The organism is Pseudolabrys sp. Root1462 (genome assembly GCF_001426945.1).
GTDB lineage: Bacteria > Pseudomonadota > Alphaproteobacteria > Rhizobiales > Xanthobacteraceae > Pseudolabrys.
Map to the genome: position 1 here is coordinate 1628338 of NZ_LMFS01000001.1, position 19467 is coordinate 1647804.

Consider the following 19467-nt stretch of genomic DNA (forward strand, 5'->3'; position numbering starts at 1 on the left):
GCGGCCGAAAACAACAACGGCCACCGTATGGGCGTTGCGTCTACCGTGACCACCTCGACCCTGGGTGCGACTGGCGTGATCACGACCACGACCGCTGCGGGCGCGGAAGCGGCCGCGGGCCAGTCGATTCCCGACATCGTCGGCAACCTGCGCATCGATCAGGCCTGGGGTTCGGCTCAGCTCATGGGCGCCTACCACCAGGTCAACTTCGGTGTTGCGGCCGATCCGTCGGACAAGAGCGGCTGGGCCTTGGGCGCCGGCTTGAAGGTCAACCTGCCGATGATCGGCAAGGGTGACTACATCGTCGGTCAGTTCACCTACGGCGTTGGCGCGATCGACTATGTCGNTCTCGCCCAGGCGCAGACCAGCCAGCAGGGCGGCAAGATCTCGTACGGCCCGGCCTGGGATGCGGTCGTGACCGCTGCGGGCAGCGCCGATCTGACGACCGGCTGGTCGATCACCGGCGGTTTCGAGCACTTCTGGGTCCCGAACCTGAAGACCTCGCTGTATGGTGCATACGGCAAGCTCGAGTACTCGGCTGCCGCCAGCGCGATCCTGCAGACTGCTGCTGCCGGCACTGTTGCCGGTTCGTCGGCCAACTGGTCGTACTGGCAGGTTGGCTCGCGCACGACCTGGACCCCGGTCACCAACCTCGATCTGAGCGTCGAAGTGATGTACCAGGCCCAGGACACGGCGTTTGCCGGCGCCAACATCGGCGACAACAGCTGGTGGTCGGGTATCGTCCGCGCCCAGCGCAACTTCTATCCCTGATCCAACGATCACGGATTGACGTTAAGAACCTCCGGCGAGCAATCGCCGGAGGTTTCTTTTTGTTAGGACAGCGAAATGAGGATCGCTATGCCGAGGTTGCGGCGTGTCGCTGGTCGCAGCGTTTCAGGAAGGCTGCGATCCGCGCGATGACACCATCTTCGGCGAGCAGCGGTGCGTGGCCCTGATCGGGGATCACCAGCGTCTCAAGGCCCGGATGCCGCGCGCTCATTGCCTCGACCGTCGCCGCCGACAGCAGATCTGATAGTTCGCCGCGGACCGCCAAGACCGGCACCTGCGCCAGCGCCTCGAATTGCGGCCACAGGTCGGGGATCGGCTTGGACACCTCGATGTCGGCCAGCGTCTGCTTCAGCGCCACATCGTAGTTGGGCACCAGGACGCCTTTTCGCTCCTTGAAACCGCGCCGGGCGCTTCCGCGCCAGTCTTCCATCGTCAGCCTGGGAAACTGCGAGCCGAACAGGCGGGCTAGGATCGCGGCGGCATCATCGTAATCCTTCGGCTGCGGCAGCTTGCCGACGTAAGTTTTGATCCGCGCCAGCCCTTGCGGCTCCAGCACCGGGCCGATGTCATTGAGCACGGCCCCGGCGATGGCTTGAGGTCGCACCGAAGCCAGCAGCATCGTCAGCAAACCGCCGCGCGAGGTGCCGACGAACACAGCCGGTTCGCATTTGAGCGTGCCGATAATGGTGATGACGTCACCAAGCTCGACGGGTAGCGAATACTTCGCCGGGTCGCGATCGTAATCGGAGCGGCCGCGCCCGCGATAATCGACGGCGACGACGCGGCGGCCGCCATTGGACAGCGCAATGGCCAAAGGTTCGAAGTCCTCAGCGGTTCGCGCCAGGCCTGGCAGGCAGACCACGGGCAGGCTGGCGCTATCGTGCCGCCCATAATCGCGGACATGCAGCTTGAGCCCATCGGCGGCGGTGATGAAACGGGAGGTCGCGATGCTGGTCATGCCGCGATACTACCCGGCCTGTGCGCGGTATCTTGGCGCATGATCCTGCCCGAAAACCGTTTGGCAATTTTTCGGGATCATGCGTCAGCGCGGCGCGCCGCGCCTCAGATCGGCTTCGATGACCAGCTTGTTGCCGCCGCCGAACCGCGCGCGATAAACCTGCATGTTCTCCATGATCCGCTGCACGTAATTGCGGGTTTCGGACAGCGGAATGCGCTCGCACCAATCGACCGGATCGACATTGGGATCACGTGGGTCGCCGTAAGCGGCGACCCACTGACGCACGCGGCCGCGGCCGGCATTGTAGCCGGCGAAGGTCATCAGGTAGGAGCCATCATAGGTCGAGAGCAGCATCGACAGCTCAGCGGCGCCCATCTGCATGTTGTAGACAGCATCGGTGAGCAGGCGGGCCTTGTTGAAGGGCGCCTTGAAGCGCTTGGCCGTATCCTGCGCGGCCACCGGCGTCACTTGCATGAAGCCCATGGCCTTGGCCGGCGACACGACCTTCTGATTGAAGTGACTCTCCTGACGCGCGATTGAATAGACCAGCGCCGGTTCGACCGGCGAGGTGATCGGCTGGTACGCCGGCAGGCCGAGCGTCGGGAACGCGTAGTAGTCGAGCGGCAGGCCGCGGCCGAGGCCGCCTTTGCCGATCAGCACCATGGCGCGCGGATCCTTGTGCCTGGCGGCGACCTCACCGAGCATCGCCATGCCGGCGACATCGGTGCCGCTCTCGCCCAGTTCGGCATAGATCGAGGCGATCATATCGCGTTCGTCGAGGGCATAGAGCAACTCGACCGCGCGCACGACTTCGGTGTTGGCCAGGACATTGTGTTCCTGCGGCGTGAAATGCGGCGGGCCGACAAGACCGATATCGGGCAGCCGCAGCCGGGCGCGGGCGAGTTGGCCGTAATAGGTGGCGCTGTATTGAGCCGCCTCGCTGTAGTACCTGCGCGCCTGCGCTTCCTGACCCATCGCCTCGGCGGCGCGGCCTTGCCAGTAGCCGCCGCGCGACAAGGCATGCGGATTGTCGGTACCCTGATTGATCAGCGCGAAATGCGCCGCCGCGGTCTTGGGATCGTGCAGGAAGCGCAGCGCGATCCAGCCGGCGGTGAAGTGCTTGTCGACGCGGTAATTGCCTTGCGTCGGGGTCACCGCGTCGCGAGCAACGCGATAGGCGGTTTGCGCATCGTTGCCGTCGAGCAGATCGCGAACCAAAATGCGGCGTTCCTGCCACCACTCATTGGCATCGACCAAGGGCCCGCCGTCGCGCGGGGCCGACAGAATCAAACGGCCGGCTTCTTCAGGATGGTTATTTTTGCGCAGCCACTGAGCGCGCGCGAAGATGTAGCCGGGCTCGCGATGCGCTGACGACGGCACCGCATCGAGCAGGGCCTTGGCATTGCCGGCGCGCTTGATGACGGCAATCCAGGCCTTGGCGAGGGCGAGGTTGGTGCTGCCCAGCCGCTCGGCGGTGCGCAGGGCGGCTTCGGTGTCGCCGGCATAGAGCCGGTCGTCCATGCGGACCTTATGGTCCTCCTGGGTCAGCATGCCGGCGAACGTGTCGAGCACGCGTCTCTCGACGTCGGGGCTGCAATCCTGATTGCGCCAGGCGTAACGAACCAGCGCTTCGGCTCCAGCACGATCACCGCGAGCGAGCAGGGCGCGGGCCAGCACATAGCGTCCCTTCGCAGTGGTCGGCTGCTGGTGGGCGAAGAACGCCAGCACCTGTGGGTCGCCGATGTTATCGTTCCACAGCGCGTTCTCGGCGCGGCGGCGGAACAGCGGCACGTGCGGCCAGTCGGGATTTTGGGTGATGAAGTTGGCGTAGCGCTCGAAGCTGGGTTTGGTGTTGTAGCTGCGCAGGATCATGTATTCGGCGAGCTTGCGCGCCACTGGATCGGCAATCGACCGCTCGGCGGCGTCGGCTTCGCCGTCGTTGCCTTTCCGCGCGGACTCGCTCACCCGTTTGAGGGCGGCGATGTCGGCATCGGATGTGACCGAGGTCGGCGCGATGGCAAACGGTCCGGCTACCGGACGAGCGAGCGGCTTGAGCGTCGCACGGCTGGCGAACATCGCTCCGCGCAATCCGGCGCCGGCCTGCGCATAGGCGTCCGATCCTTGTGACGCCGGGCTGGCGAGGGCAGTCGGGACCAGTTGCAGCGGCGCGCGGGCGGCGGGCGCGGCCTTCGCGTTGTTCGCGCCGGGGCGGTCCTGCGGCATCGGAACCGCGACCCGCTGGGTGTCGGCGGGCTTGTGCGCCTTCGCTTCGGTCTTGGCGTGAGACTTGGCGTGCGGTTTCGCCGCAGTCTTGGCAACGGCGGTTTTGGCAGCGGTCTTGGCGTGAGTCTTGGACTCGGCCTCCGCCTGGGTCTTCGAATGGGATTTGGTCTCGGCTTTGGCCTCGACCTGTGCGCCGGGCTTTTTCGCGGCGGGGTCGGCCCAAGCCGGCGCCGCCACAAGGGCACCTCCGAGGCCGCCTGCTGCGATCAGCGTGATCCAAAAGAGCGCATATGACTGCTTCGATGCGTCCTGCAAACCGTAGCCTCTAGGCCCCACGGGGCGCGGTTGGCGTGTCGTTTGGCGCCCGACTCATACAACGGGCACAGCCTGTCTCCCCTTAGGGCAAAATGGCACGGGAAGGGATACCCCAGCCCCCGAACCTGCCGGTAGGGTTAGTCCGGAACGGCGGCGAAAGCTTGGCAGGCCGCCATCAAATGGGCCTTCCGGGGGCTTTCTTCAGGCATACCGACCCGATAACAATGCACCTGCGGATATCCGCACAGTCTGGTTAAGGAGATTTCACCATGACCGCCAATAATCGGGCGACGACGAGCTTTCGAGGTTCCATGACCGCGCTCGTGACGCCCTTCAAAAACGGCGTGGTCGATGAAAAGGCGTTCCGCGACCTGATCGACTGGCAGATCTCCGAGGGGACGAGCGGGCTGGTGCCGGTTGGCACCACCGGCGAAAGCCCGACCCTCAGTCATGAAGAGCACCACCGGGTCGTCGAGATGTGCATCGACCAGGCCAAGGGGCGCGTGCCGGTCATCGCCGGCGCGGGGTCGAATTCGACCAAGGAAGCGGTCGAACTGGCGCGTCATGCCGAAAAGGCCGGCGCCGACGCCGTCCTCGTGGTGACGCCCTATTACAACAAGCCGACGCAGGAGGGCATGTACCAGCACTTCAAGGCGGTGAACGACGCCATCGGCATTCCGATCATCATCTACAACATCCCGCCGCGCTCGGTGGTGGACATGTCGGTCGACACGATGGCCCGGCTCTACGAACTCAAGAACATCGCCGGCGTGAAGGATGCCACTGCCAACCTCGCGCGCGTCTCGCAGCAACGTCATGCGCTGGGGCCGGACTTCATCCAGTTGTCCGGAGAGGACATGACCGCGCTCGCCTACATGGCCGCCGGCGGACACGGCTGCATCTCGGTGGTGGCGAATGTGGCGCCGAAACCCTGCGCCGACCTGATGGCCGCGGTGTTCAAGGGCGACTATGCCGGCGCCCTGAAGATCCAGGACCGGCTGGTGCCCTTGCACGATGCCGTGTTCAAGGAGCCGGGGCTGGCGGGCGCCAAGCACGGTCTCAAGCTGCTCGGCCGTCTCGACGAAGAGGTACGCCTGCCGCTGATGCCGGTGACGCCGCAGACCGGGCAGGTGATCCGCGCCGCGATGGTTCATGCCGGGCTGCTGAACTGAGCCGGACAAGCGAGAATAAATGCAGTAATATCAAAATACTGACGTCATTTCCTGTTCTGAAATCTAAACTTTAACAGGCGCGCCGGACGGCCTTCGTTGGCAGCCGGCGCGCCGCTTCATACCTATATAAGTTCCATGGCTGGCAAAGATGAGCGCCGTTTCAAAACGGTCGCGGAAAACCGCAAGGCGCGGTTCAACTATCTGATCGGGGAGACCTTCGAGGCCGGTATCGTGCTGACCGGCAGCGAGGTGAAATCGTTGCGCAGTGGCAAAGCGACGATTGCCGAGTCATATGCCGACGCCAAGGGCGGCGAGATCTGGCTGGTCAACGCCAATATCCCGGAATACGTCCAGGCGCATCGCGAGAACCACGCGCCGAAGCGGCTGCGCAAGCTGCTGCTGCACGAGCGCCAGATCCACAAGCTGGCCAACGCCGTCGAGCGCGAGGGCATGACGATCGTGCCGCTCAAGGTCTATTTCAACGAGCGCGGCCGCGCCAAGATCGAGATCGCGCTGGCCAAGGGCAAGAAGCTCCACGACAAGCGCGAGACCGACAAGAAGCGCAGTTGGGACCGCGAACGCGGCCGGCTGATGCGGGAAAAAGGTTAGGCTGGTCTCGTCTCGTCCCCGCTAACCTCCGTCATTGTCATTCCGGGTCCGCGCGCCTTTTACGCGCGTCCCGAAATGACCGAGGTTGGGAGGCCCGGGTGGGCCTTTGCCGGGTTACTGAATTACGCCGCAGGCAATGCGGCCGCCGGCTTCGCCGGTTGGATCGGTTTTGTAGTCGTCCGTGCCGGCGTGAATGACCAGTGCCGAACCGTCCTCATCGAACACCGAATTCGGCTTGCCTTTTTCCAGCGTCACCGCGGCATTGAGCACTTCGATGGTGAGGTCACCGCTTTGCGGAATGTGCAGGTTCGGCATATCGCCGGCATGCGCGCCGTCATTGGCCAGCAGGCCGTGCTTCTTCTGATCAGGATTAAAATGGCCGCCGGCCGAGGTGAAGGGCGCCTCGCACTTGCCGACGGTGTGGACATGGAATGCGTGTTCGCCCGGCGGCAGGCCTTTCAACGCGACGATGATGAGCACGCCGCGCGGAGTCTGCGTCAGGTTGGCAGAGCCGACCTCCTTGCCCTGGGCGTCCTTGAGAGGCGCACTGGCGGTCTGTGCTGTCGCCGGCAGCGCCGCAGCGCCCATGAGGACGGTCAGGCAGGCCGTCAGCAGGTGGTTCTTGATGCTCATCGTTTAGCTCCCTCGGAAAATTGGTGGCCGCTATCGGAGACGGCGGACCCCTCAAAAGGAACATTACCGCTGCGCTAAAGTTCCGCCACGTGACAAAACGCGGCCTTGGGGTGAGTCCGACCAATGCAGCCCTGCCGGTCCGGGCGGGCTAATACCGCTCAGGGCGTGGTGTCGAGATAGCCGCGCACGCTCTGGAAGACGCTGCGGAACATGTCCGGCGTCAGTACGCCGGTATTCGTGTTGTAGCGCGAGCAGTGATAGCTCGAGAACAGCCTGAATCCGCCGAGCTGGTAATGCGCGCCGTGCTTGAACGGATGCGCCGATTTCTTTGCGGCGAACGTCGTCAGCACGCTGGCATGGGCAATGGCGCCGAGCGCGACAATGACGCGCAGTTTTGGCATCTCGGCCACGGTGTCCTTGAGAAAATCGCGGCAGGTATTGATCTCGGCCGGTGTCGGCTTGTTCTCCGGCGGCACGCAGCGCACGGCGTTGGTGATGCGGCAGTCGGTGAGGGTGAGGCCGTCATCGACGCGGGCATCGAACGTGCCCTTGGCGAAGCCGTAGCGGCCGAGGGTGTCGTAAAGCAGAACGCCGGCGTAATCGCCGGTGAACGGCCGCCCGGTGCGGTTGGCGCCTTGCAGGCCGGGCGCCAGCCCGACGATCAGCAGGCGCGCATCAACGGCTCCGAACGACGGCACCGGCGCATTGAACCAGTCCGGTTGCTTGGCACGCCAAGTTTCGCGGAAATGCACGAGCCGGGGACAGCGCGGACAATCGCGCCCCGGCTTACCGACGCTGTTGGCCATGGACGTCTATTATTCGTAGTTTTCTTCGTCGTCCATCGCCGCGGCGTTGGCCGGCGCCCGCTGCGGGGGCGCCGGGCCGCGCTGCAGGAATTGCGGCGTGTGACCATGGCCGGCATCGGTGTCGCGCGGGCGAACCGGCCGCTCGGATGGGTCGCGGCCGATCTTGCTCTGCAGGGTGATGATGTCGGTAAAGACATCGGCCTGGCGGCGCAGTTCGTCCGCCACCATCGGCGGCTGCGTTGTCACGGTGGAAATCACGGTCACGCGCACGCCCTTGCGCTGCACGGCTTCGACGAGGCGGGTGAAGTCGCCGTCACCGGAGAACAGCACCATGTGATCGATATGGTTGGCGATCTCCATGGCATCGACGGCAAGCTCGATATCCATGTTGCCCTTGACCTTGCGTCGGCCGGCCTGGTCGACGAATTCCTTGGTGGCTTTGGTGACCACCGCGTAGCCGTTGTAATCGAGCCAGTCGATCAGCGGACGGATCGACGAATATTCCTGATCTTCGATCACCGCGGTGTAATAAAATGCCCGTAACAGATTGCCGCGTCCCTGAAATTCCTTGAGCAGCTTCTTGTAATCGATATCGAAACCGAGCGATTTGGCGGTCGCATACAAATTGGCGCCGTCAATGAACAAAGCGATCTTTTCGCCGGGCATGGTCATTCCTGTTCTCTTGAACGAGAGGCGATGTTTGTTGGGCCTGATGCGGCGTCAGCCTCGTGCGGGCGCGGCAACGCGCCGGCAACGCTATCGGCAGGGGCTGATCTGGGTCTCAACGGCACCTGTATGAACAATCAGTTGGCACCCCGCGCAATCGAGCCTTAACCGGTAAATTCCGTCCGGCCGGCCTGTTTGCGGTCGCAAGACGCGTTGGCTAACAGGAAGATGCGGCCAAACCAAGACAAAAAGGGGTTGAAAAACACGGTCGCAAGGGATAGGTACCGGCTAACTCATGAAATCGTACCACTTTGAGGAGTGACGAAGCCGATGGCCCGTGTCACCGTAGAAGACTGCATCGACAAGGTAGAAAACCGCTTCGACCTCGTGCTTCTCGCGAGTCACCGCGCGCGCATGATTTCGTCGGGGTCGCAGATTACCATCGATCGGGACAACGATAAGAACCCGGTGGTCTCGCTGCGCGAAATCGCGGAAACCACCGTTTCGCCGGGCGATCTGAAGGAAGATCTCATCCACTCCCTGCAGAAGTACGTCGAAGTCGACGAGCCGGAGCCCGAGGCGCCGCTGATCGGCGCTGGCGGCGTGGATGCCGACGATTCCGAAGTCATCGTTCCGGATCGCATGACCGAAGAAGAGCTGCTCAAGGGCCTCGAGGGCCTGGCGCCGCCGGAAGAGGTCCCGGAAGACGAGGGCGAGTAACTCGCTCCAACCATAAAATTCGCGTAAAGGCCCGGCTCACGCCGGGCCTTTTGCTTTCGGCGTCTGGCTGCGTTTTGGCCATCCGGGGCGGCCAACTGATTTCGTTAAGCAATCGCGGCTGCCCTTGCGAGGCCACAAGATTAACGTGATATCTATGACATCCTAAATCGGGACGGCTTCCCGTCGAATCGCCGTCCGATTAGGTTATTGATCGAGCATGATCTTTCCCCAGTTCAGGCAGCCGCCTGGCGAGGTCATGTTCCAGGACCGCCGGGGGCCTTGGCTGCGCCCACGGCGGTATTGAGGCTTATTGTGACAACGCGCACGCGCCCCGACCTCCCGCGCATGCAAAAGCAGGCTCCGACCCGGGCCCCGCTGCAGCCACCCACGCCAGCCGCCAGCCCTGTACCTGCCACTGAGAAGGCCGCCGCTCGCAAGCCGCAGATGATGCGGCAGTACGATCTGATCGAGCGCGTCCGCGCCTATAATCCGAACACCAACGAGGCGCTGCTCAACCGCGCCTATGTCTACGCGATGAAGGCGCATGGCGATCAGCGCCGCGCCTCGGGCGATCCGTACTTCTCGCATCCGATCGAAGTCGCCGCCATCCTGACCGACCTCAAGCTCGACGACGCCACCATCGCCGCGGCGCTGCTGCACGACACGATCGAAGACACCGCCGCGACGCGTGCCGAGATCGATCAGCTGTTCGGCAAAGATATCGGCGCGCTGGTCGAAGGCCTCACCAAGCTGAAAAAGCTCGACCTCGTCACCAAGGAAGCCAAGCAGGCCGAGAACCTGCGCAAGCTCCTTCTGGCCATCGTCGATGACGTGCGCGTGCTGCTGGTCAAGCTCGCCGACCGCCTGCACAACATGCGTACGATCGCCTACATGCCGCTCGCCTCACGCCGGCGCACGGCGGAGGAGACACTCGAAATCTACGCGCCGCTCGCCGGCCGCATGGGTATGCAGGAATTGCGCGAGGAGCTCGACGACCTCGCATTTCGCGAACTCTACCCCGAAGCGTATCAGGTGGTCAGCGCGCGGCTCGACGCCCTGGCGGCGCAGAACGCGCATCTCATCACCGAGATTGAACAGCAGCTCACCAAGAAGCTCGCTGACCGCGGCATTACCGCCACCGTCTCGGGGCGTCGCAAGCGTTCTTATTCGGTGTGGCGCAAGATGGAGCGCAAGGGAGTCGGCTTCGAGCAGCTCTCCGACATTTTCGGCTTCCGCGTCATCGTAAAGACGACGGCCGATTGCTATCAGGCGCTCGGCATCGTGCACACGACGTGGCCGATGGTGCCGGCGCGGTTCAAGGATTACATCTCGACGCCGAAGGCCAACGATTACCGGTCGATTCACACCACGGTGATCGGTCCGCGCAATCAGCGCGTCGAACTGCAGATCCGTTCGATCGAGATGCATCAGATCGCCGAATTCGGCATCGCGGCACATGCGCTCTACAAGGATGGCGTTGGCACGCCGACCGAGTTGCTGTCGCGGGAATCGAGCGCCTATGCCTGGTTGCGGCGCACGATCGAGGCGCTGGCGGAAGCCTCGAACCCCGAGGAATTCCTCGAGCATACCAAGCTGGAGCTGTTTCACGACCAAGTGTTCTGCTTCACGCCGAAAGGCAAATTGATCGCGCTGCCGCGCAAGGCGACGCCGATCGATTTTGCCTATGCCGTGCATACCGACGTCGGCAACACCGCGGTCGGTTGCAAGATCAACGGCAAGATCGCGCCGCTGACCTCCGAACTAATGAACGGCGACGAAGTGGAAATTCTGACTTCCAAGGCGCAACTGTCGCCGCCGTCGGCCTGGGAGGCGATCGTCACCACCGGCAAGGCGCGCGCCTCGATCCGCCGCGCCACGCGCGTTGCCGTGCGCGAGCAATATGCCGGACTGGGGCGCCGCATCGTCGAGCGCCTGTTTCAGCGCGCCAAGATCGCCTATTCGGACGACAAGCTCACGGGCGCGCTGCCGCGGCTGGCGCGCGCCTCGCTGGAGGACGTGATGGCCGCGGTCGGACGCAGCGAGCTCAAGGCGTCCGACGTCGCCCGCGCCATGTATCCGGACTACAAGGAAGAACGCGCGGCCGCCAATGCGGCGCGTCCCAAGGCCGAGAGCGGCAGCGGCTGGTTCGGCCTGCGCAAGTTCAAGTCGTTGAAGTTCAAGGTGCCGGACGCGACCGGTCCGGCCATCCCGATCCGCGGCATCAACGGCGATCTGCCGGTGAGCTTCGCGCCGGAAGGCGGCGCCGTGCCGGGCGATCGCATCGTCGGCATCCTGTCGCCGGGCGAGGGCATCACGATCTATCCAATCCAGTCGCCGCTGCTCGCCGAATTCGAGGACAAGCCGGAACGCTGGCTCGATGTGCGCTGGGATTCGGAAGACACGGTGCCGCGCCGCTATCCGGCGCGCATCACCGTGCAATCGGCCAACGAGCCGGGTTCGCTGGCGCAGATCGCCCAGGTGATCGCCGAGCATGACGGCAATATCGACAACATCGCGATGACGCGTCGCGCGCCGGACTTTACCGACGTGACCATCGATCTCGAAGTCTATGATCTCAAGCACCTCAACGACATTTTGGCGCAACTGCGCGTCAAGCCCATGGTCGCCAAGGCGGAGCGGGTGAATGGCTAAATCTCTGCGTCTCGGCGTCAACATCGATCACGTCGCCACGATCCGCAATGCGCGCGGCGGCCGCCATCCCGATCCGGTGCGGGCCGCCAAGCTGGCCATCGCCGCCGGCTGCGACGGCATCACCGCGCATTTGCGCGAAGACCGCCGCCACATCCGCGACGCCGACATGGCGCGGCTCAAGGCCGAGATCGACAAGCCGCTCAATTTCGAGATGGCGGCGACCGACGACATGGTCGCGATTGCGCTCAAGACCCAGCCGCATGCCTGCTGCCTGGTGCCGGAGAAGCGCGAGGAGCGCACCACCGAAGGTGGGCTCGACGCCGCCGGCCAGCAGGCCGCGCTGAAGCCGGTCGTTCACAAGCTCAAGCATGCCGGTATCCGCGTGTCGCTGTTCATCGGCGCGCAGCCGAAGCAGATCGAAGCGGCGGCGGCGCTGGGAGCGCCTGTGATCGAAATTCATACCGGGGCTTGGTGCGATGCCCTGGCCGAGGGCGACACCGCCAAGGCCGAGGCCGAATGGCGGTTGATTGTCACGGGGGCCGAACTGGCGGCCAGCCTCGGGCTCGAGGTCCATGCCGGTCACGGGCTCGATTACGCCACCGCGGAGGAGATCGCGGCGCTGCCGCAGATCGTCGAACTCAATATCGGCCATTTCCTGATCGGGGAGGCGGTGTTCGAAGGCCTGGCGGAAACCGTGAAATTCATGCGCGCTGCCATGGACCGCGGCCGGGCACGCGCCCGCGCATGAGTTCGAAAAGCGGAAGCGGATTTTCGGATCAGGTCATGCGCCGAAAGAAGAAGCTCCCATGATCATTGGCCTCGGCTCCGACCTGTGCGATGCGCGGCGCATCGCCAAGACCATCGAGCGCCACGGCGAGCGCTTCCTCGGCCGTATTTTCACGCCGCTCGAGCGCGCCAAGGCCGACCGCCGCAAGAACCGTGTCGAGACCTATGCCAAGCGCTTTGCCGCCAAGGAGGCCTGCGCCAAGGCCTTGGGCACCGGGCTCAGCCACGGTGTATTCTGGCGCGACATGGGGGTGGTCAACCTGCCGGGCGGGCGGCCGACCTTGCGGCTCACCGGCGGCGCCCAAGCTAGGCTGCAGTCCATGATCCCCGCCGGCCATGAGGCCCGTATCGAGCTGTCGATGACCGATGAGGGCCCGCTGGCGCAGGCCATGGTCATCATCCATGCCGTTCCCGTTGCCAACCCGGCCGATTCGCGCTGAAGGCGATAAAGCGAAGCCCGCCAACGGGTTATATCGGAGTTGCGGCGATCTTCGTTGCGCCGAATAAGCAGTGCCGCTACAAGATCGCCGGGGCGCTGACACAGGTTTCATCCCAGGACGAAAGGCGCAATGAGCGTGACATCCGACACCAAGAGGAAGGAAGGCGGCGTCGGCGAAACGATCCGCGTCATCATCCACGCGCTGATCATCGCGCTCGTCATCCGCACCTTCCTGTTCCAGCCCTTCAACATCCCGTCGGGCTCGATGAAGGAAACGCTGCTGATCGGCGACTATCTGTTCGTCTCGAAATATTCCTACGGCTACAGCCAGTACTCGTTGCCATTCTCGCCGCCGATCTTTTCCGGCCGTCTGCCCGGCGGCCTGCTGCCGCAGCGCGGCGACGTCGTCGTATTCCGCCTGCCGCGCGACCCTTCCACCGATTACATCAAGCGCGTGATCGGCTTGCCGGGCGACAAGATCCAGGTGACCGGCGGGCAGGTCTCGATCAACGGCGTCACCGTCAAGCGCGAACGCGCGCCCGATTTCATCGAGACCGAGGAAACCGGCCACGACAAGCCGGTCAAGCGCTGGAAAGAAACACTGCCGAACGGCGTGTCCTATTACACGCTCGACCTGGTCGATAACGGTTTCCTCGATAACACCGACGTCTATACCGTGCCGCCCGGCCATTACTTCATGATGGGCGACAACCGCGACAACTCGACCGACAGCCGCGTGCCGGAAGATCGGCAGGGCGTCGGCTACGTGCCGCTGGAGAACATTGTCGGCAAGGCGCAGCTCATCTTCTTCTCGGTCTATGAGGGCGAACACGCCTGGCAGTTCTGGCGCTGGCCGGTGGCGGTGCGCTGGAATCGCCTGATGACAATCGTCAGATGAGCCGCAAGGTTAAAGATTATTCGGCGCTCGAAGAGAGGATCGGTTACAGCTTTGCCGACAAGGCGCTGCTCGACCGCGCGCTGACGCATATCTCGGCGCTGTCGGGCGGGCCGCAGAACCGCGTGTCGAGCTATCAGCGGCTCGAGTTTCTCGGCGATCACGTGCTTGGCCTGGTGATCTCCGACATGCTCTACCGCACTTTCCCCAAGGCCAATGAGGGCGAACTGTCGAAGCGGCTTGCCGATCTGGTACGCAAGGAAACCTGCGCCGCCGTGGCTAAGGAGATGGATCTCGGGCCCGCTTTGCGGCTCGGCAATTCCGAGGCCCATGCCGGCGGCCGCCTGCGCGCCACGATATTGGCCGACGCCTGCGAAGGCCTGGTCGGCGCCGTGTTCGTCGATGGCGGCTATCCGGCGGCCGAGGCGCTGATTGCCAAATTCTGGCAGGAGCGCATGTTGAAGTCGGTGAAGCCGTTGCGCGACGCCAAGACCATGCTGCAGGAATGGGCGCAGGCGCGCGGACTGCCGACGCCGGCCTATAAGGAAATTGGCCGCACCGGGCCGCATCACGATCCCGAATTCAAGGTCGCCGTCAGCCTGCCGGATCGGCCGCAGGCCGAGGGTCTCGGCGCTTCGAAACGCGCCGCCGAGCAGGCAGCGGCCGAAGCGATGCTGACCAGCGTCGGCGTCAAACTGGACAAGGTCTCATGAGTGAAAACGAGACCGCTGCGACTTCAGGCGAAGACACCCGCTGCGGCTTCGTCGCGCTGATCGGTGCGCCGAATGCCGGCAAGTCGACCTTGCTCAACGCGCTGGTCGGCTCCAAGGTGACGATCGTCTCGCACAAGGTGCAGACGACGCGGGCGCTGATCCGCGGCATCACCATCCACGACAAGTCGCAGATCATCTTCGTCGATACGCCCGGCATCTTCGCGCCGAAGCGCCGGCTCGACCGCGCCATGGTGACGACGGCGTGGACCGGTGCGCATGACGCCGATCTGACGGCCGTGCTGATTGATGCCCGCAAGGGGCTCGACGAGGAGGTCGAGGCGATCCTGGACCGGCTCAAAGAGGTCGGCGGCCCGAAGATCCTGCTCCTCAACAAGATCGATGTCGTGCCGCGCGAGAACCTCCTCGGGCTCGCCAAGTCCGCCAACGAGAAGGCGAAGTTCGAGGCCACTTTCATGATCTCGGCGCTCAAGAGCGACGGCGTCGCCGATCTCAAGTCGTGGCTCGCCGAGCGCATGCCGGCCGGCCCATGGCTCTACCCGGAAGATCAAATGTCGGATGCGCCCATGCGGCAGCTCGCGGCGGAGATCACCCGCGAGAAGCTGTTCGAGCGCCTGCATCAGGAATTGCCGTATCACTCGACGGTCGAGACCGAGAGCTGGAAGGAACTGCGCAACGGCGAAATCCGCATCGAGCAGACGATCTATGTCGAGCGCGAGAGCCAGCGCAAGATCGTCATCGGTAAAGGCGGGCAGACGCTGAGATCGATCGGCGAGGCGGCCCGCAAGGACATCGCTGAAATCGCCGACACCAAGGTGCATCTCTTCCTGTTCGTCAAAGTGCGCGAGGGCTGGGGCGATGATCCCGAGCGTTACCGGGCCATGGGGCTGGAGTTTCCGCGGGAATAGGCGTTTGTCGTCCCCGCGAAGCGGGGGCCCATATCCCCAGCGCACCGTGATTTTCTCTGATTCAGGGAGTATGGATTCCGGGTTCGCGGGCTGACGCCCGCGCCCCGGAATGACAAGTCATGCAATGGACCGACGAAGGCATCGTGATTGGCGTGCGCCGGCACGGGGAGGCTTCCGCCATCCTCGAGCTGATGACGCGCGAGCACGGCCGCCATGTCGGTATGGTGCGCGGCGGCTTCGGCACGCGGATGAAGCCGGTGCTGCAGACCGGCAACAGCGTGTCCGCGACCTGGCGGGCGCGGCTGGAAGATCACATGGGCAACTACACGGTCGAGCCGCTGCGCCAGCGCGCCTCCGATTATTTCGGCGCCCCGCATGCGATCTACGGCGTGTCGCACCTGGCCGCGCTGATGCGGCTGCTGCCGGAGCGCGATCCGCACGAAGGTCTGTTCAATGAGTTCGAAGCCATCCTCGACGGCCTCGAGGACGCTGCCTGGGCGGCGCCGCAGGTGGCGCGCTTCGAGATGCAGTTGCTGTCAGAACTCGGCTTCGGCCTCGATCTGGAGGAATGCGCCGCCACCGGCGCGACTGAAGAGCTGATCTACGTGTCGCCGAAGTCGGGCCGCGCCGTGTCTCGCGAGGCTGGCGCCCCTTATGCCGATCGCATGTTCAAGCTGCCGCCGTTTCTGACCGATCCGTCGCGCGCGCCGTCCGGGCGCGATCTCGACGACGGCTTCAAGCTGACCGGTTTCTTTCTGGCGCGCCATGTGCTCGAGCCGCGCGGTATGCAGCTTGCCGATGAGCGCATGCATTTTCTCGCCGCGCTGGCCCGCGCGCTGCCGAACGTCGCCTGATCTTGTACCAACAAAGCCGGCCCGGCGTTGCCACCGGGCCGGCTTCTAGACTGTCGCGATCCGATTACCAGACGCGGCGGCAGACGCGGTTCACGCGGCAGACGCGGCGGCCGTAGGGACCGACGCGGCAGACGCGGACGCTGCGGCAGCGCACAGCGGTCTGCTCGACCAGCGAGGCCGCAACACCGGCGGTGCTGAGACCGGCGGCGCCGGTCGAAACCGGCGCGGCGGATGCGGCGGTGGCCGTCAGGCCGACACCCAGGGCGAACAGAGCCGTCAGCGCGAGCTTACGCATTGTATTTCCTCCGTTGAAGTTTCAGTCGGACGAGACATTCAATCGGCGTGCCTCGAAGCGACGCCGTTCGAATTTGGAATCGCTGCGATGAACTATAGACCTCTCGGCGCGATGACAGTGAGTGCGGAGCGGTAGAGATCACAAAAAAACGGCCCGGGTTTCCCCGGGCCGTTGCAACGAATGCTGTTACCAGCGGCGGCACACGCGTTCCACGTGGCAGCGGCGGCCGTACGGCGTCCACCGGCAGACACGAACCGAGCGGCAACGCGCGCGGTAACGCGGGCGGTAATAGTACTGGGTCTGGTCAACCATGTTCTGGCCGGCGACGGCGCCGTTGATGGCTGAGATCGGCGCGGCGTTGGCTGGCGCTGCGGCAAGCCCGAGACCGATGGCAAATAGGGAAGACAGGAGCAGTGCACGCATGTCAGTTTCCTCCGATGGCCGCCGCCCCGATGGCGGCGCTGAATGCCGAGATTGCGATCATTGCCGGTTCGCGGCCCGACCGGCTGTGATTGAGATCACAGGAACCGAGATACATTTACGGCGCCGGCGGCGGTATCGAGGCCTCCGGCAAGAGGGCCGGGGGCCTATGTTCCGTCGCAGGTAGCCGCGAGACAGAACGCGGTTCCCGCCTCTAAGTTCAGACAGTACCCCGAGAATTTCGAAGATTCTCTGGCTGTGGCGTTCATCGCTTGTTCATCGGCGATGGCCGCAGTACCACCCCGGCATGGCAAAGAAACCGATTCCCCCGGACAAGAACGGCCCTCCCGGCGGCCTGATCGAGGACGTTGCGCTGCAATCGGCGCTCGAGGAGCGCTACCTCGCTTACGCGCTCTCCACGATCATGAATCGGGCGCTGCCCGATGCGCGGGACGGCCTCAAGCCGGTGCACCGCCGCATCCTGCATGTGATGCGCTCGCTGCGCCTCGACCCTGGTGCCGCCTTCAAGAAATCGGCCAAGGTGGTCGGCGACGTCATGGGTAATTTCCATCCCCACGGCGACCAGGCGATCTACGACGCCATGGTGCGCCTGGCGCAGGATTTCGCACAGCGCTACCCGCTGGTCGATGGCCAGGGCAATTTCGGCAATATCGACGGCGATAGCCCGGCCGCGATGCGTTATACCGAATCGCGCCTCACCGAAGTCGCCAAGCTGATGATCGACGGCCTCGACGAGGACGCGGTCGATTTCCGGCCGAGCTACGACGGCTCCAACGAAGAGCCGGTGGTGCTGCCGGCGGCATTCCCCAATCTGCTGGCCAACGGTTCGCAGGGCATCGCGGTCGGCATGGCGACCTCGATCCCGCCGCACAACGTTGCCGAACTGTGCGACGCCGCGCTGCATCTGATCGAGACCCCGAACGCGCGCACCAAGACGCTCCTGAAATACGTCAAGGGTCCGGACTTTCCGACCGGCGGCATCGTCGTCGATCCGCCGGAAGCGATTGCCGAGGCTTACAACACCGGACGTGGTTCGTTCCGGGTCCGCGCCAAGTGGAACGTGGAAGAGGGCTCGCGCGGCACCTACGTCATCGTCATCACCGAGATGCCGTACATGGTGCAGAAGTCGCGGCTCGTGGAAAAGCTCGCCGAGCTGCTCAACGAGCGCAAGCTGCCGCTGGTGGCGGACATTCGCGATGAATCGGCCGAGGACGTGCGCCTGATCATCGAGCCACGGGCCCGCACCGTCGATGCGACGCTGTTGATGGAGTCGCTGTTCAAGCTTACCGAGCTCGAAACGCGCATTCCGCTCAACATGAACGTGCTGGTGAAGGGCCGGGTGCCGAAGGTGCTGGGGCTCGCCGAAGCGCTGACCGAATGGCTCGAGCATCGGCGCGACGTGCTGGTGCGCCGGTCCAAGCATCGCCTGGCGGAGATCGAGCATCGCCTCGAAGTACTGGGCGGCTATCTCGTCGCCTATCTCAATCTCGACAAGGTCATCAAGATCATCCGTACCGAGGACGAGCCCAAGCCCGTCCTGATGAAGACCTTCAAGATCACCGAAGTTCAAGCCGACGCCATTCTCAACATGCGCCTGCGCAACTTGCGCAAGCTCGAGGAAATGGAAATCCGCGGCGAGGAGAAGCGTCTCAACGAGGAGCGCGCCGGACTCAAGAAGCTCATCGGCTCGACCGACATGCAATGGAAGGCGATCGCCGGTCAGGTCCGCGATCTCAAAGTCCAGTTCGGGCCGAAGACACCGCTCGGCAAGCGCCGCACCGATTTTTCGACCGCGCCCGAGCATGACGAGGCTGCCATCGAGGAGGCGCTCGCCGTGCGCGAGCCGATCACGGTGGTGGTGTCGGAGAAGGGCTGGATCCGTGCGCTGCGCGGCCACCAGTTCGATATGTCCGGCGTGTCGTTCAAGGCCGACGACGCCTTGAAGTTCGCGTTCCAGACCGAGACCACGGCCAAGATCCTGATCTTCGCCGGCAACGGCAAGTTCTACACGCTGGAGGCCTCGAAGCTGCCCGGCGGCCGCGGCCATGGCGAGCCGATCCGCATGTTCTTCGACATCGAAGCCGATGCCGATATCGTCGCCGGTTTGGCTTACCAGGGTGGCCGCAAGTTCATGGTCGCGAGCTATCAGGGTAACGGTTTCATCGTGCCGGAAGACGAATGCCTCGGCACCACGCGCAAGGGCAAGCAGGTCTTGAACCTGAAGGCGCCGGACAAGGCCGTGGCGCTAAACGTGATCGACGGCGATACGCTCGCGGTGATCGGCGAGAACCGCAAGATGGTGGTCTTCCCGCTGGATCAGGTGCCGGAGATGACGCGTGGCCGCGGCGTGCGGCTGCAGCGTTATCTGCAGAAGGGTCTGTCCGACATCACCACCTTCAAGGCTTCGGAAGGCCTGTCCTGGGTCGATGGCGCCGGCCGCACGCAGACGCTGACGATGAAAGAGCTCAAGGACTGGCAGGCCAACCGCGCCGATGCCGGTCGCATCGCGCAGGGTTTGCCGAAGAACAACAAGTTCAGGGGCGCGCCGGCCGCCGCAAAGAAAACGGAAGAGTAG

General features: G+C 64.2%; 18 protein-coding genes. 11 read left to right on the forward strand and 7 right to left on the reverse strand.

Annotated elements, in window-relative coordinates:
• Positions 1-856: 856 nt before the first annotated feature.
• A complete protein-coding gene (locus ASD45_RS07945) occupies positions 857-1747 on the reverse strand; it encodes an alpha/beta hydrolase (protein ID WP_056910991.1) in 891 nt (296 codons plus the stop codon).
• Between the two features lie 84 nt (positions 1748-1831).
• Entirely contained in the window at positions 1832-4207 is a 2376-nt protein-coding gene (locus tag ASD45_RS07950; RefSeq protein WP_244485248.1) for a lytic transglycosylase domain-containing protein, read from the reverse strand.
• A gap of 347 nt (positions 4208-4554) precedes the next feature.
• Between ASD45_RS07950 and dapA the strand changes: the two genes are divergently transcribed.
• Positions 4555-5457: a 4-hydroxy-tetrahydrodipicolinate synthase gene (dapA, locus tag ASD45_RS07955; protein ID WP_056910993.1), complete on the forward strand. Its 903-nt coding sequence runs from the start codon at positions 4555-4557 to the stop codon at positions 5455-5457.
• 135 nt (positions 5458-5592) lie between these two features.
• A complete protein-coding gene (gene smpB, locus ASD45_RS07960) occupies positions 5593-6066 on the forward strand; it encodes an SsrA-binding protein SmpB (protein ID WP_056910994.1) in 474 nt (157 codons plus the stop codon).
• 114 nt (positions 6067-6180) lie between these two features.
• Here the strand turns inward: smpB and ASD45_RS07965 are convergent, their stop codons facing one another.
• From ASD45_RS07965 to ASD45_RS07975, 3 genes are all read right to left on the reverse strand, one after another.
• The gene (locus ASD45_RS07965) at positions 6181-6693 is read right to left on the reverse strand and encodes a superoxide dismutase family protein (RefSeq protein ID WP_200949721.1); all 513 of its coding nucleotides are present in this window, start codon (positions 6691-6693) and stop codon (positions 6181-6183) included.
• A gap of 164 nt (positions 6694-6857) precedes the next feature.
• The gene (locus tag ASD45_RS07970) at positions 6858-7505 is read right to left on the reverse strand and encodes a uracil-DNA glycosylase (RefSeq protein ID WP_056910995.1); all 648 of its coding nucleotides are present in this window, start codon (positions 7503-7505) and stop codon (positions 6858-6860) included.
• Between the two features lie 9 nt (positions 7506-7514).
• Positions 7515-8177 (reverse strand): NYN domain-containing protein, encoded by a 663-nt coding sequence (locus ASD45_RS07975; RefSeq protein WP_056910996.1) that lies wholly within the window; start codon positions 8175-8177, stop codon positions 7515-7517.
• 324 nt (positions 8178-8501) lie between these two features.
• Here ASD45_RS07975 and rpoZ point away from each other — a divergent pair, with 324 nt between their 5' ends.
• The 8 genes from rpoZ (at position 8502) to recO (ending at position 16156) form a co-directional block, all read left to right on the forward strand.
• Positions 8502-8891, forward strand: a complete 390-nt coding sequence (rpoZ, locus tag ASD45_RS07980; protein ID WP_056910997.1) for a DNA-directed RNA polymerase subunit omega — start codon at positions 8502-8504, stop codon at positions 8889-8891.
• A gap of 444 nt (positions 8892-9335) precedes the next feature.
• Positions 9336-11543 carry a bifunctional (p)ppGpp synthetase/guanosine-3',5'-bis(diphosphate) 3'-pyrophosphohydrolase gene (locus ASD45_RS07985; protein ID WP_244485249.1) on the forward strand — a complete coding sequence of 736 codons (2208 nt, stop codon included), beginning with the start codon at positions 9336-9338 and terminating at the stop codon, positions 11541-11543.
• A complete protein-coding gene (locus tag ASD45_RS07990; protein WP_056910999.1) occupies positions 11536-12291 on the forward strand; it encodes a pyridoxine 5'-phosphate synthase in 756 nt (251 codons plus the stop codon). Before ASD45_RS07985 ends, ASD45_RS07990 begins: the two co-directional genes overlap by 8 nt.
• 58 nt (positions 12292-12349) lie before the next feature.
• Entirely contained in the window at positions 12350-12769 is a 420-nt protein-coding gene (gene acpS, locus ASD45_RS07995; RefSeq protein ID WP_056911000.1) for a holo-ACP synthase, read from the forward strand.
• Between the two features lie 129 nt (positions 12770-12898).
• The gene (gene lepB, locus ASD45_RS08000) at positions 12899-13666 is read left to right on the forward strand and encodes a signal peptidase I (protein WP_056911001.1); all 768 of its coding nucleotides are present in this window, start codon (positions 12899-12901) and stop codon (positions 13664-13666) included.
• The gene (rnc, locus tag ASD45_RS08005) at positions 13663-14376 is read left to right on the forward strand and encodes a ribonuclease III (protein ID WP_056911002.1); all 714 of its coding nucleotides are present in this window, start codon (positions 13663-13665) and stop codon (positions 14374-14376) included. Before lepB ends, rnc begins: the two co-directional genes overlap by 4 nt.
• Positions 14373-15302 carry a GTPase Era gene (era, locus tag ASD45_RS08010; protein WP_056911003.1) on the forward strand — a complete coding sequence of 310 codons (930 nt, stop codon included), beginning with the start codon at positions 14373-14375 and terminating at the stop codon, positions 15300-15302. Before rnc ends, era begins: the two co-directional genes overlap by 4 nt.
• A 119-nt stretch (positions 15303-15421) precedes the next feature.
• Entirely contained in the window at positions 15422-16156 is a 735-nt protein-coding gene (gene recO, locus ASD45_RS08015) for a DNA repair protein RecO (protein ID WP_056911004.1), read from the forward strand.
• Between the two features lie 64 nt (positions 16157-16220).
• On the opposite strand, the gene ASD45_RS08020 is transcribed toward recO, so the two are convergent.
• Complete coding sequence (locus tag ASD45_RS08020) at positions 16221-16451, reverse strand: hypothetical protein (RefSeq protein ID WP_056911005.1); 231 nt, start codon at positions 16449-16451, stop codon at positions 16221-16223.
• Between the two features lie 186 nt (positions 16452-16637).
• Positions 16638-16874, reverse strand: a complete 237-nt coding sequence (locus ASD45_RS08025; protein ID WP_056911006.1) for a hypothetical protein — start codon at positions 16872-16874, stop codon at positions 16638-16640.
• Positions 16875-17178: 304 nt separating this feature from the next.
• On the opposite strand from ASD45_RS08025, the gene parC reads away from it, so the two are divergent.
• A complete protein-coding gene (gene parC, locus ASD45_RS08030) occupies positions 17179-19467 on the forward strand; it encodes a DNA topoisomerase IV subunit A (RefSeq protein ID WP_056911007.1) in 2289 nt (762 codons plus the stop codon).

Coding starts and splice junctions, on each gene's coding strand:
- ASD45_RS07945 (WP_056910991.1), bottom strand. CDS start 1,747: ATGACCAGCATCGCGACCTCCCGTTTCATCACCGCCGCCGATGGGCTC.
- dapA (WP_056910993.1), top strand. CDS start 4,555: ATGACCGCCAATAATCGGGCGACGACGAGCTTTCGAGGTTCCATGACC.
- smpB (WP_056910994.1), top strand. CDS start 5,593: ATGGCTGGCAAAGATGAGCGCCGTTTCAAAACGGTCGCGGAAAACCGC.
- ASD45_RS07970 (WP_056910995.1), bottom strand. CDS start 7,505: ATGGCCAACAGCGTCGGTAAGCCGGGGCGCGATTGTCCGCGCTGTCCC.
- ASD45_RS07975 (WP_056910996.1), bottom strand. CDS start 8,177: ATGACCATGCCCGGCGAAAAGATCGCTTTGTTCATTGACGGCGCCAAT.
- rpoZ (WP_056910997.1), top strand. CDS start 8,502: ATGGCCCGTGTCACCGTAGAAGACTGCATCGACAAGGTAGAAAACCGC.
- ASD45_RS07985 (WP_244485249.1), top strand. CDS start 9,336: ATGATGCGGCAGTACGATCTGATCGAGCGCGTCCGCGCCTATAATCCG.
- ASD45_RS07990 (WP_056910999.1), top strand. CDS start 11,536: ATGGCTAAATCTCTGCGTCTCGGCGTCAACATCGATCACGTCGCCACG.
- acpS (WP_056911000.1), top strand. CDS start 12,350: ATGATCATTGGCCTCGGCTCCGACCTGTGCGATGCGCGGCGCATCGCC.
- lepB (WP_056911001.1), top strand. CDS start 12,899: ATGAGCGTGACATCCGACACCAAGAGGAAGGAAGGCGGCGTCGGCGAA.
- rnc (WP_056911002.1), top strand. CDS start 13,663: ATGAGCCGCAAGGTTAAAGATTATTCGGCGCTCGAAGAGAGGATCGGT.
- era (WP_056911003.1), top strand. CDS start 14,373: ATGAGTGAAAACGAGACCGCTGCGACTTCAGGCGAAGACACCCGCTGC.
- recO (WP_056911004.1), top strand. CDS start 15,422: ATGCAATGGACCGACGAAGGCATCGTGATTGGCGTGCGCCGGCACGGG.
- ASD45_RS08020 (WP_056911005.1), bottom strand. CDS start 16,451: ATGCGTAAGCTCGCGCTGACGGCTCTGTTCGCCCTGGGTGTCGGCCTG.
- ASD45_RS08025 (WP_056911006.1), bottom strand. CDS start 16,874: ATGCGTGCACTGCTCCTGTCTTCCCTATTTGCCATCGGTCTCGGGCTT.
- parC (WP_056911007.1), top strand. CDS start 17,179: ATGGCAAAGAAACCGATTCCCCCGGACAAGAACGGCCCTCCCGGCGGC.